At 71.1% G+C, this 12,242-nt stretch carries 9 protein-coding genes; 6 read left to right on the top strand and 3 right to left on the bottom strand.

Annotation, left to right across the window (positions count from 1 at the left end; genetic code table 11):
- Positions 1 to 35: 35 nt before the first annotated feature.
- Positions 36 to 401: a helix-turn-helix transcriptional regulator gene (locus EDF53_RS18785; RefSeq protein WP_123294965.1), complete on the top strand. Its 366-nt coding sequence runs from the start codon at positions 36 to 38 to the stop codon at positions 399 to 401.
- A 38-nt stretch (positions 402 to 439) separates the two neighbouring features.
- Positions 440 to 1,993 carry a methyltransferase gene (locus tag EDF53_RS18780; protein WP_395873937.1) on the top strand — a complete coding sequence of 518 codons (1,554 nt, stop codon included), beginning with the start codon at positions 440 to 442 and terminating at the stop codon, positions 1,991 to 1,993.
- 22 nt (positions 1,994 to 2,015) lie between these two features.
- On the opposite strand, the gene EDF53_RS18775 is transcribed toward EDF53_RS18780, so the two are convergent.
- The gene (locus EDF53_RS18775) at positions 2,016 to 2,876 is read right to left on the bottom strand and encodes an NAD(P)-dependent oxidoreductase (protein WP_111086594.1); all 861 of its coding nucleotides are present in this window, start codon (positions 2,874 to 2,876) and stop codon (positions 2,016 to 2,018) included.
- Between the two features lie 110 nt (positions 2,877 to 2,986).
- Entirely contained in the window at positions 2,987 to 3,577 is a 591-nt protein-coding gene (locus tag EDF53_RS18770; RefSeq protein ID WP_123294964.1) for a TetR/AcrR family transcriptional regulator, read from the bottom strand.
- A gap of 131 nt (positions 3,578 to 3,708) precedes the next feature.
- On the opposite strand from EDF53_RS18770, the gene EDF53_RS18765 reads away from it, so the two are divergent.
- A complete protein-coding gene (locus EDF53_RS18765) occupies positions 3,709 to 4,977 on the top strand; it encodes an MFS transporter (RefSeq protein WP_243648859.1) in 1,269 nt (422 codons plus the stop codon).
- A 57-nt stretch (positions 4,978 to 5,034) separates the two neighbouring features.
- Positions 5,035 to 7,545, top strand: coding sequence for a glycoside hydrolase family 3 protein (locus EDF53_RS18760; protein ID WP_395873928.1), 2,511 nt, complete (start codon positions 5,035 to 5,037; stop codon positions 7,543 to 7,545).
- 448 nt (positions 7,546 to 7,993) lie between these two features.
- Here EDF53_RS18760 and EDF53_RS18755 read toward each other — a convergent pair whose 3' ends face one another.
- A complete protein-coding gene (locus EDF53_RS18755; RefSeq protein WP_123294963.1) occupies positions 7,994 to 9,010 on the bottom strand; it encodes an LLM class flavin-dependent oxidoreductase in 1,017 nt (338 codons plus the stop codon).
- Between the two features lie 87 nt (positions 9,011 to 9,097).
- Here EDF53_RS18755 and EDF53_RS18750 point away from each other — a divergent pair, with 87 nt between their 5' ends.
- Both EDF53_RS18750 and EDF53_RS18745 read left to right on the top strand, forming a co-directional pair.
- Positions 9,098 to 11,707, top strand: coding sequence for an RNA helicase (locus EDF53_RS18750; RefSeq protein WP_123294977.1), 2,610 nt, complete (start codon positions 9,098 to 9,100; stop codon positions 11,705 to 11,707).
- Entirely contained in the window at positions 11,707 to 12,219 is a 513-nt protein-coding gene (locus tag EDF53_RS18745; protein ID WP_123294962.1) for a GNAT family N-acetyltransferase, read from the top strand. Before EDF53_RS18750 ends, EDF53_RS18745 begins: the two co-directional genes overlap by 1 nt.
- Positions 12,220 to 12,242 lie beyond the last annotated feature (23 nt).

Raw genomic sequence — 12,242 nt, 5'->3', positions numbered from 1 at the left:
CGTACAGCAAGCCGAACGGTGGTAGCGTCCCGTCCATGCCCGCGCACGTCGATGCCCCCGAGCGGCTGCCCCAGCCGTCCGTGGCCGAGATGGACCTCCCCGTCGTCCTCGATGCCCTGAGCGACCCGATCCGGTTGGCGATCCTGCACCGCTACCTCGTCGATGCCGCCGGTGGTGAACGGAGCTGCGGCTGGGTCGGCATCGACCGACCGAAGTCCACGCTCACCCACCACTTCCGGGTCCTGCGCGAGGCCGGACTGCTCGAACAGCACCTCGAGGGCCTGACCCGCATCAGCCGGGTCCGGGTCGAGGACGTGCAGCAGCGGTTCCCGGGGCTGCTCGACCTGGTGCTCGACTGGCAGGTGCCCGCGGCGCTGCTCCGCGACGGGATCGAATCGTGAGCACGGTGCCCGGCGCGGGTGCCGACGCCGGCGCCGGGGTGGCCGTGCACACGCTGCCCGACATCGGCGCTGACCCGGCCGTGGCGACGGCGCTCGCCGCGGACCTCGACGCCGCCGGCTTCACCGTCGACCGGGTCGACGCACTCTGGGGGACCGAAGCGGCCGCATCGCTGCACCGGGGGTCGCGAGTGGCGGCCCTCCGTGCCCTGGCTGCTCGTGAGACATCCCCGCTCGGCACCCTCGCCACCCTGTTCGTGCTCGGACTGCCGACGTCCCGCGCGGACGCAGCTGCCGCGTTCCCGACCGCCGGGCTCGACGCCGTGGTCGCGGCAGGCCTGCTGCGGGTCTGCGACACCGACGCCGCAGTCGTGGAGCCGACGGTGGACCTGCGCCCCTACGCCTTCGTCGACGACCTCGGCGCCGGCAGCTGGTGGATCGCCTCGGACCTCGGCGAACTCGCCCTCGGCCACGCGATCAGCGAGGAGCACGTCCTCGGCATCGGCGGCGCCACCACCACGCTGAGCGGCCTGCAGGTCCCCGTCCCCGTCCGCACGGTCCTCGACCTCGGCACCGGCTGCGGGATCCAGGCCATGCACGCCCGACGCTTCGCCGAGCACGTCGTGGCCACCGACATCTCGCGCCGCGCCCTGGACATCGCCCGCTTCAACGCGCAGCTGAACGGCATCGACGGCATCGACTTCCGGTACGGCTCCCTCTTCGAGCCCGTCGCGGGGGAGCGGTTCGACCGCATCGTGTCGAACCCGCCGTTCGTCATCACACCCCGCCGGCCGGGCGTCCCCTCGTACGAGTACCGCGACGGCGGCATGGTCGGCGACGCGCTCGTCGAGACCGTGCTCCGTGGCCTGTCCGAGCACCTCGAGCCCGGTGGGACCGCGCAGCTGCTCGGCAACTGGGAGTACCACTGGGGCGTCGACGGCCTCGACCGCGTGCGCAGCTGGTTCGCGGACACCGACCTCGACGCGTGGGTCATCGAGCGTGAGCGCCAGGATCCGACGTCGTACGCCGAGACCTGGATCCGCGACGGCGGCACGAAGCCCGGGACGCCCGAGTTCGACACACTCATGGGCGCCTGGCTCGACGACTTCGCGGACCGCCGCGTCACCGGCGTCGGTTTCGGCTACGTCGTGGTGCGTCGAGCCCTGCCAGGAGGAACGGCGAGCCTCCGCCGGTTCGAGCGCGTCCCCGAGACGCTCGGCTCCAACCCCGCCGGGCTCGGCGCCACGGTCGCTCGCGTCCTGGACGCGGCGGCGTGGCTCGCCGCGCACGACGACGTGGCGCTCGCCACGGCGCACCTGACGGTGGCGGGCGACGTCACCGAGGAGCGCTACTACTGGCCGGGCAACGACGACCCGACGGTGATGTCGCTCGTGCAGGGCGGCGGACTCGGACGGCGGGTGGACGCGGACACGGCGCTCGCCGCGTTCGTCGGAGCCTGCGACGGGGACTTGTCCGTCGCGGCGATCGTCGGCGCGCTCGCGCAGATCACGGGCGTCGACGAGGAGGTGCTCGCCGCCGACCTGTTGCCGGCGGCGCGCGACCTGGTGCTCGACGGGCTGCTGCTGCCGGCCTAGCGAACGGACGGCGCGGTCGCTGTCAGCGGCCGTCGCGCCAGCTGTGCTCGGGGGCGTAGCCGAGCAGCTCGCGGGCCTTCTCGGACGACAGCAGCGAGCTGACGCCGTCGATGTCCGCGCGACGCTCGATGTCGGGCACGTAGCGCTCGACGAGCTCGATCGTCGGGGTGTCCATCACGGTGTCGGGGCTCGCGATGACGAACGCCTCGAACCCGGTGAGCTCGGCCTCGACGGCCTTGCGGACCGCCTGGGCACCGTCACGCGAGTCGATGTAGGACCACAGGTTGAAGGTCTTCGCCTCGGGGGTGGCGTCCCACGGGAACGCCGGGTAGTCGGTCTCGTCCATCACGTTCGAGAACCGCAGGCCGATCATCTTCAGCTCCGGGTCCCAGCGGGTGAAGTGGCGGGCCATCTCCTCTTCGACCGCCTTGCCGAGCGAGTACGACGACTGCGGGCGGACCGCGAACTCCTCGTCGACGGGCAGGTAGGGCGGGTGGTGCTCGCCCATCGGGATGCCGAGCAGGGTCTCGCTCGACGCCCACACCAGGTTCTTGATCTTCGCGGCGCGTGCGGCGTGGAAGACGTTGATCGACGCCGTCACGTTGTTCGTGATGAGCGCTACGTCGGGGACCTGGCCCGGCGCGGGCACGGCCGCGAGGTGCACGACGGCGTCCACGTGGTCGTACCGGTCGTCGATGCCGAGCAGGGCGTTCAGGACCTGGCCGTAGTCGGTCAGGTCGATCCGGACGAACTGCACGCCCTCCGGCTGGTCGGGGGAGGGCACGCGGTCGAGCAGCACCACGTCGTACCCGTGCGCATCGAGGTCGCGCACCACCGCTCGTCCGAGCTTGCCGCTGCCGCCGGTCACCACTACACGCGTCATCGCGTCACTCCACATCCTCGTCGGGTCGCCCTCCGGGCACGCCCCATCCTGCCCGGCGCCGCCTGACCCGACCAGGCCCTGTCCGTACCCCGCTGTCCGGCGGGGGAGCGTCAGGCGGTGGGGGCGACCTGGGCGATCGCGAGCCGGGCGACGAGCTCGACGTGCTGCGCCATGTCCCGCGACGGGTCGAACAGCCACTGGATCTGCATGCCGTCGGACACCGCGAGCAGCACGCTCGTCAGTTCCTCGGCATCGACGTCGGCGCGGAGTCGTCCGTCCTGCTGCATGGTGCGGAAGTCGGCGGACAGGTCGCGACGGCTGCGCTCGTAGCGCTCTTGGAAGTACGCGTGCGCGGGGTGCTCGGGGTCGGTCGCAGCTGCGGCGGAGAGGTTGACGAACATCTGCACCAGGCCGGGGACCTCGGCGTTGTGCCGGACGATCGCGGCGAGCAGGGCGGCCGGGTCCGGCGCCTGCCAGTCGTGCTGCAGGTCCATCTCGTCGCGTCGGCGCAGGATCTCGACCCAGAGCTCGTCCTTGGAGTCGAAGTAGTGCAGCAGGCCGGCCTGGGTCAGCCCGACGGCGTCGGCGATGTCCTTGATGCTGGTGCGGCGGAACCCCTGCGAGGCGACGAGGTCGAGCGCGACCGTGAGGATCTCCTCGCGCTTCGCGATGCCCTTCGCGTACGAACCCCGTCGTGCCATGGCAGGACTGTACCGCTCGGAGTGCACACAGAAAACCTAGCCGCACTTGGGTTTGGTGTTACCGTGGGCGGAGCCGCCGACGAAGGCGTGCGAGTCACCGGTGCAGGTGGCGTACCCGAGAAGAGGTTGCAGTGGCCAACGACGCCCTGACCGTCAACGACACCCCGACCGCAGTCGCACCCACGCGCGGCCGAGGTGCCCCGCTCATGTACACGCTCGGCATGCCGATCGCGATGCTCGGCCTGTACATCGCGCTGCTGCCGCCGGTGCTGGTCGCCATGGCGCTCAAGGTCGCCGAGATCGCACCGGACAACCAAGCAGGTGTGCTCGGCCTGGCACTCGGTGTCGGCGCGTTCGCCGCGATGGTCGCCAACCCCCTGGCCGGTCGCTTCAGCGATCGGACTGCCGGGAGGCTCGGCATGCGTCGTCCGTGGATCATCGGTGGCACCGTGGTCGGCTTCGCGGGCCTCGTGGTCGTCGCGACGACCACCTCGACCGTCGTGCTCGTCCTCGCGTGGGGCGTCACGCAGATCGCCTACAACGCCACGATCGCCGCCATGACCGCGGTCCTGCCGGACCACGTCACGCGGTCCCAGCGCGGCCGGGTCGCGGCGCTGCTCGGGCTCTCCCAGAACCTCGCGCTCGTCGGCGGCACGTTCCTCGTGCAGCTCTTCTCGACCTCGGCGACGCAGATGATCATCCCCGGTGCGATCGGGTCGATCGTCGTCGTGCTCTACGCGCTCGTGTTCCGCGACCGCGTGCTGACCCACCGGCCGACGTCGAAGCTCGGCATCGGGCAGGTCTTCGGCTCGTTCGTCTTCAACCCCGTCAAGCACCCGGACCTCGGCTGGGCCTGGCTCACCCGGTTCCTGATGGTCGCCGCGCAGTACACCGCGGTGAGCTACCTGACGTACTTCCTGCGGGACGACATCGGCGTGGACCCGGACCACGTCGCGAACGCGGTGTTCCAGGGAACGCTGTGGAACGTCGTCGGCATCGTGCTCACCTCGCTGATCGCCGGCTGGCTGTCGGACAAGCTCGGCCGCCGCAAGCTGTTCGTCGCGATCGCGGGCATCGTCGGCGTGGTCGGGCTCGTGATCATCGCGCTCGCGCCGTCGCTCGGCATGGTCCTGGTCGGCGAGTTCGTGATGGGTGCCGGCATGGGCGTCTTCTACGCCGTCGACCTGGCGCTCATCACCGACGTGCTGCCGTCCGACGAGGACAACGCGAAGGACCTCGGCGTCGTCAACATCGCGCAGGCCCTGCCCCAGTCGATCGTGCCCGCGGCGGCCCCGGGCGTCATCGCCCTGACCGGCGGGTACAGCGGCTTCTTCATCACCGGTGCCGTCGTCGGACTGCTCGGCATCGTCTCGGTGTCCCGCATCCGCGGCGTGCGCTGACCACGCTTCCCCAGGCTCTGAACGAAAGGACCGACCACCGTGACTACCGTGAACGACGTGACCCTCCCCTCCGACTCGGCCGCCCCGCCGCTCCGCGACGCCGCGGTACCGGCCGGCGGGGGCCCAGCCTCCAGTACGGCCGAGCGCATCGACGCGCTCGTCGACCAGCTGACCACCGACGAGAAGGTGCAGCTCCTGACCGGGCGCGACTTCTGGACCACCTGGCCCATCGAGAAGATCGGGCTGCGCCGGATCCTGATGTCGGACGGCCCCTCGGGCGTCCGTGGTGAGGTCTGGGACGAACGCGACCCGTCGCTGAACCTGCCCTCGGCGACCGCGCTGTCGGCGTCCTGGGACCGCGCGATCGCGAAGCGCTACGGTGCAGCAGCAGCCGTCGAGGCACGCCGCAAGGGCGTCGACGTCGTCCTCGGCCCGACCATCAACCTGCACCGCTCGCCGCTCGGCGGCCGGCACTTCGAGGCGTTCAGCGAGGACCCGGTCCTGACCGGTGACCTGGCTGCGTCGTACGTCGACGGTGTGCAGGAGAACGGCGTGGCCGCGACCCCGAAGCACTACATCGCGAACGACTACGAGACCGACCGCTTCACCGCGTCGACCGAGGTCTCCGACCGGGCCCTGCGCGAGCTGTACCTGCTCGCGTTCGAGAAGGCCGTGACCGAGGCACACGCCTGGGCGATCATGTCGTCGTACAACTCCATCAACGGCGTCACCGCGTCGGAGCACGACCTGCTCGAGACGCCGCTGAGCTCGGAGTGGGGCTTCGACGGCATCGTCGTGTCCGACTGGACCGGCGTGCGCTCGGTCGACTCGGCGAAGGCGTCGCAGGACGTCGCGATGCCGGGCCCGAACCAGTGGTGGAGCGAGGGTCCGCTGCTCGCCGCGGTGCAGTCCGGTGACGTGCCGATCGAGGCGATCGACCGCAAGGTCCGCCGCATCCTGACCCTGGCCGCCCGCGTCGGCGCACTCGAGGGCTTCGAGCCCGTGGCCGCGCAGCCGGTGCACGTCGAGGACGGCGTCGCCTTCGTCCGCGAAGCCGAGGCCGAGGGCACCGTCCTCGTCCGCAACACCGGCGTGCTGCCGCTCGACGCCCCCGCCGTCTCCCGCATCGCCGTCATCGGCCACAACGCCGACCAGGCCCGCACACAGGGCGGTGGCTCGGCCACGGTCGTGCCGTCGCAGGTCGTCTCGCCGCTCGACGGGATCCGCTCGGCGTTCCCGGGCGCCACGGTCGACTACGCGATCGGTGCCGTCGTGCAGGAGGGCATCGCGGAGTTCCCGCTGTCCACCATCACGAACCCCGGCACAGGCGAGCCCGGCGCCCGCGTCGCCTTCGTCAAGGACGACCAGGAACTGTACGTCGAGGACCGCCGCGCCACGGCACTGTTCTGGTTCGGCGGCGACGCCCCCACACGCGAGGCCGACCGGCTCGACATCACCACGACCTACACCGCGCCGTCCACCGGCACCGTGCGGATCGGCATCGGCGCGGCCGGCCGGTCGCGGATGTGGATCGACGGGGAGCTCGTGCTCGACGAGGACGTGCCGTTCGAGGGCGACCAGCTCGGCGCGGCGTTCCTCAACCCGCCGGCCCGCTCGGTGCCCGTGTCGGTGACCTCGGGGCAGCAGGTCGCGATCCGCATCGAGTACGACGTCATCCAGGACGAGACCCTCGGCGGCGTGCTCGCGTACCAGTTCGGCACCGAGCCGTCCGACGAGGACCCGTCGGTGCTCATCGATGCCGCGGTCGAGGCTGCCCGCACGGCTGACGTCGCCGTGGTGGTCGTCGGCACGAACTCGAAGGTCGAGTCCGAGGGGTACGACCGCTCGTCGCTCGCGCTGCCCGGGCACCAGGACGACCTGGTGCGTGCGGTCGTGGCGGCGAACCCGAACACGGTCGTCGTCGTGAACGCCGGCTCGCCCGTGGAATTGCCGTGGCGGAACGACGTCGCCGCGGTCCTGCTCACCTGGTTCGGTGGCCAGGAGTACGGCAACGCGCTCGCCGACGTCCTGACCGGCGCGCAGGAGCCCGGCGGTCGACTGCCCACCACCTGGCCGGTCGCGATGGCCGACGTGCCCGTGCTCGACGTCACCCCCGTCGACGGCAAGGTGTCGTACGACGAGGGTGTCCACATCGGGTACCGTGCCTGGCTCCGTGCCGGCACCACGCCGGCGTACCCGTTCGGGCACGGCCTCGGCTACACCTCGTGGACCATCGACGGCGTCGTCGCGACGCCGACAGTGTCCGAGGGGGACGCGGTCATCGTCACGGCGACGGTCGCCAACACCGGACCGCGCGCCGGCAAGCACGTCGTGCAGGTCTACGCCTCGCGCGAGTCCTCGGCGGTGGACCGTCCGGCGCGCTGGCTCGTCGGGTTCGCCCCGGTCCGCCTCGGCGCGGGGGAGTCGACCGAGGTCTCGATCGAGGTGCCGGCCCGGGCGTTCGCGCACTGGGACGGAGCCTGGCAGTACGAGCCCGGCACCTTCACGCTGCACGTCGGAGCCTCGGTCACCGACGAGTCCGGGAGCGCGGCCCTCGAACTGGTCTGACCAGTTCGTCCGGTTTCCGCGCACCGACGACGCCTGTTGAGTAACATCGATGTGCGCCAGTCGGCTGGTTACCGTCGGCGCACGCACCGACTACGGGGTCGCTGGTTGTGCGACTCAGCCTCCTGATCCGGCTGACGATGCCCCAGCTTCCCCGGTGCGTCCAGAATGCGTCCCCGCGTCCGCGCGGGGGCGCATTCGTTCGTCCCGACTGTTTCCGTCCTGGAAGGGGTTCGGCGAACCGGTTGACGGACTTCGTGCGATCCGGGCAAAACGGGTGACGGATGATCAACTTTCTCGTCCTGAGGGCGCAACCGAGTGTGACAAACCGCTCGGTAGGTGGAACGATGGTCCCACCATCCCGTGCGGATCAGGGACGAGATGGTCATCCGGCAGGGCTCTCGAGCATCACCGACTCGATCTGAGCCCCGCCGGGTGTCCTGATCCGTTCTCAGGCCCGCAGTGCCGGCGCGATCTCCTCGGCGACGATGCGCAGGATCCGCTCGTGGGCGGCCACGTCGCCGTTCGCGGGCAGGGTGATCACGAGCTCGTCCGTGGCGGTGACGGCGGGGTCGGCGAGCAGGGCGTCGACGATGGCGGCCGGCTCGCCGGACAGCACCTTGCTGAACCGGAACGGCGGACCGGAGAGCGGTCGGCCCTCGTCGTCCATTCCCGAGGCGTACCCGGTCAGGAACTCGTCGTGGACCGCGCGGTCGTGGTCGTCGAGCAACGGCACGACGATGCGGCCCACCGCGACCTTCGACGTGCGGCCGGTCCCGCCGTGCAGCTCGGTGAACCGCTCGCGGTAGGCGGCGATCTGGTCGGCCTGCGCCTGGGCGAAGGGTGCACCGGTGTCCTCGGTGTTGAGGGTCGAGCAGTGCAGGAGCAGCCCCTTCTCGGCCGTGCGCACCGCGGTGCCCATGCTGCCGCCGCCCCACCACACGCGGTCGCGCAGGCCGGGGCTGAGCGGCTGCAGGGTCAGGTCCGCACCGGCCGGGATGCTCTCGTAGCCAGAGCCGGCGCTGCCGAGTGCGTCGCCGTCGAGCACCTCGAGCAGTCGGGCGGCCCGGGCCTCGGCCTCGTCGCGGAACGAGCGGTCCACGGAGCCGAACACCGGGTCGAGGATCGGCCCGTACCCGGCGATGCCCGTGCTGATGCCGAGCTGCACGCGCCCGCCGCTCAGCAGGTCGACCGTGCTGGCGTCCTCGGCGAGGCGCACCGGGTCCTCGTAGCGCATGCCGAGCACCGCGGTGCCGAACGCGATGGTGCTCGTGCGCTGGGCCGCGGCGGCGAAGAAGGTCATCGGGCTCGTCAGGAAGGGCTCGAAGTGGCGGCCACGGACCCAGCCCGTGCCGTAGCCGAGGGTCTCGGCCGTCTCGAACAGCCGCAGACCGTCCTGCAGGGCGCTCGCCGCACCCGCAGTGCCGCCGTGGTTCGGGACGAAGGTGAGGAAGCCGAGTTCGCGCATGACGCGAGTCTATGCGCGCGTATGGAGCCGGGCCTCCCGGTCGACCGGGCCGACCACCTCGTCACCGCAGCCTGGGAGGATGGGGCCATGACCGACGTCACCACCGTGCCCCCGCTCGTCGCCGCGATCCCGGCGGCGGTGGACGGCGTCGTCGACGCCGACGAGGTCTACGAGGCCTTCGCGGCCTGGGCCGAGGAAGGCGGCCGGCCGCTGTACCCGGCACAGGACGAAGCGGTCATCGAGCTCGTCTCCGGCGCGAACGTCGTGCTGAGCACCCCGACCGGCACCGGCAAGTCGCTCGTCGCGGCCGGCGCGCACTTCGCCGCGCTCGCCGAGGGCAAGCGGAGCTACTACACGGCACCGATCAAGGCGCTCGTGTCCGAGAAGTTCTTCCAGCTCGTCGAGCTGTTCGGCGCGCAGAACGTCGGCATGGTCACCGGCGACTCCAGCGTGAACGGCGACGCCCCCATCGTCTGCTGCACGGCCGAGATCCTGGCGAACCTGGCCCTGCGCGAAGGTCCGGACGCCGACGTCGACGTCGTGGTGATGGACGAGTTCCACTTCTACGGCGACCCCGACCGCGGCTGGGCCTGGCAGGTGCCGCTGCTCGTGCTCGAACGTGCGCAGTTCCTGCTGATGTCCGCCACCCTCGGCGACGTCACGACCATCGCCGACGACCTGTCCCGACGCACCGGCCGACCCACCGCCCGCGTGACCGGCGTCAGCCGACCGGTGCCGCTCGCGTACGAGTACGTGATGACGCCCGTGCAGGAGACCGTCGAACGGCTGCTGGAGGAGGGCAAGGCGCCGATCTACATCGTGCACTTCGCCCAGGCGGCTGCGCTCGAGCGGGCGCAATCGCTGATGTCGGCGAAGGTCGCTGATCGGGCGCGTCGAGACCAGATCGCGGAAGCGATCGCGGGGTTCCGGTTCAGCGCCGGCTTCGGACAGACCCTGTCCCGCCTGATCCGCGCCGGCATCGGCGTGCACCACGCCGGCATGCTCCCCAAGTACCGACGGCTCGTCGAGCAGCTCGCACAGCGCGGGCTGCTGCCCGTCATCTGCGGCACCGACACCCTGGGGGTCGGCATCAACGTGCCGATCCGCTCCGTGCTGTTCACCGGACTGACGAAGTTCGACGGCACGAAGATGCGGCAGCTGTCCGCACGCGAGTTCCACCAGATCGCCGGCCGCGCCGGACGCGCCGGGTACGACACCGAGGGTGACGTCGTCGCCGAGGCCCCCGAGCACGACATCGAGAACGCCCGCGCCGTCGCGAAGGCCGGGGACGACCAGAAGAAGAAGAGCAAGATCAAGCGGAAGAAGGCACCGGAGGGGTTCGTGTCCTGGGGGCAGGCCTCGTTCGACCGGCTCATCGGCGCCGAACCGGAACCGATGGTGTCGCGCATGCGCATCACGCACGCGATGGTGCTGTCGGTGGTGGCCCGCGGCGGTTCGGCGTTCGACGAGGTGCGCTCGCTGGTGTTCGACAACCACGAACCGCGCGCCCGCCAGCTCGCGATGGCCCGGCGTGCGCTCGTCATCGCCCGGACCCTCATCAACGCGCAGGTCATCGAGCGGGTGCCGGGGCCTCCGGTCTCCTACCGGCTCACCGTCGACCTGCAGTCGAACTTCGCCCTCAACCAGCCCCTGTCCCCGTTCGCGCTCGCCGCGTTCGAGCTGCTCGATCCTGCTTCTCCGACCTACGCGCTGGACATGGTCTCGATCGTCGAGGCGACACTGGACGACCCGCGGGCGATCCTGTCGCAGCAGCAGTTCAAGGAGCGCGGCGAAGAGGTCGCCCGCATGAAGCGCGAGGGCATCGAGTACGAGGAGCGGATGGAGCTGCTCGAGGAGGTCACCTGGCCTCGCCCGCTGTCCGAGCTGTTGGAGGCGGCGTACGAGGCGTACGCGGCGGAACAGCCCTGGGTCCTCGACTTCGCGCTCTCGCCCAAGGCCGTCGTGCGCGACATGTACGAGCGCGCGATGACCTTCGGCGACTTCGTGCGGTTCTACCAGCTCACCCGGTCCGAGGGGCTCGTGCTCCGGTACCTGTCCGACGCCTACCGGACCATGCGGCAGACCATCACCGAGGAACAGCGGAACCAGGAGCTCGACGACCTGATCGAGTGGCTCGGCGAGGTCGTCCGGCAGACCGACTCCTCGCTCGTCGACGAGTGGGAAGCGCTGCTCAACGGCGACGTGCTGCTCGCCCTCGCCGAAGAGCAGGAGATCGCGCCGCCGCAGCCGGCACGGCTCACCGGCAACGTGCGGGCCTTCACCGTGCTCGTGCGGAACGCACTGTTCCAGCGGGTGCTGCTCGCCGCGCGCGACGACGTCGACGGACTCGGGGCGCTCGACGCAGCAGCCGGGTTCGACGGCGACGCGTGGGACGCGGTGCTCGAGGAGTACTACGAGGAGCACGACACCATCGGCACCGATGCCGAGGCGCGGTCCATGTCGTACCTGGTCCTCGACCAGGCCGGGGCGACGGGTGTGGGGGCGTCCGGCTCTGGGGCCGCAGGCTCGGCGCGTGTGTGGCGTGCCCGGCAGATCTTCGCGGACCCGTCAGGCGACAAGGACTTCGGGTTCTCGGCGACGATCGACCTCGACGCCTCGGACGAAGCCGGCGAGGCCGTGGTCCGGGTCACCGAGATCGGACGGTTCGACGGGTGGGCCGACGTGGACGTGGACTGATGCCGGCCGGCGCTGGTTCGTTCGTCGTGCGTGCGCTCGGCGCGGACGACGTCGACGCGCTGCAGGGGCTGCTCGAGACCGTGCCGGACTACGCCGAGCGGATCACCGGGTACCCGCCGGGGCCGTCCGACGGGTTGAGCGCACTCGTGTCGGTGCCGGACGGCTTCGACCCGGCGGGCAAGCACGGGATCGGGCTGTGGGACGGTGACTCGCTCGTCGCGTTCGCGGACGTGCTGCTCGGCTACCCAGCACCGACCACGGCCTACATCGGACTGCTCGTCGTCCGTGGCGATCGGCAGGGTTTCGGCCTCGGACGAGTCCTGCACGAGGCCGTCGTGTCCCTGGCAGCTGACGCCCGCGCCGACCGAATACGACTGGGGATCGTGGCGACGAACGCGGTCGGTGCCGAGCCGTTCTGGCGGGCGCTCGGGTACGCGCCGACAGGGGAGCGGAAGCCGTACCGGTACGACAGGCTCGAGAGCACGGTGGCGTTGTGGGAGCGGGCGGTCTGATCCTCGTGGGTCAGTGGTGGAGC

The sequence above is a fragment of the Curtobacterium sp. PhB78 genome (assembly GCF_003751685.1).
Taxonomy (GTDB): domain Bacteria; phylum Actinomycetota; class Actinomycetes; order Actinomycetales; family Microbacteriaceae; genus Curtobacterium.
This window is presented reverse-complemented; position numbering and strand designations above follow the sequence as displayed.

Bases quoted from the DNA above. Each gene is read 5' to 3' on its own strand.
- EDF53_RS18785 (WP_123294965.1), top strand. From the start codon at position 36: ATGCCCGCGCACGTCGATGCCCCCGAGCGGCTGCCCCAGCCGTCCGTG.
- EDF53_RS18775 (WP_111086594.1), bottom strand. From the start codon at position 2,876: ATGACGCGTGTAGTGGTGACCGGCGGCAGCGGCAAGCTCGGACGAGCG.
- EDF53_RS18770 (WP_123294964.1), bottom strand. From the start codon at position 3,577: ATGGCACGACGGGGTTCGTACGCGAAGGGCATCGCGAAGCGCGAGGAG.
- EDF53_RS18755 (WP_123294963.1), bottom strand. From the start codon at position 9,010: ATGCGCGAACTCGGCTTCCTCACCTTCGTCCCGAACCACGGCGGCACT.
- EDF53_RS18750 (WP_123294977.1), top strand. From the start codon at position 9,098: ATGACCGACGTCACCACCGTGCCCCCGCTCGTCGCCGCGATCCCGGCG.
- EDF53_RS18745 (WP_123294962.1), top strand. From the start codon at position 11,707: ATGCCGGCCGGCGCTGGTTCGTTCGTCGTGCGTGCGCTCGGCGCGGAC.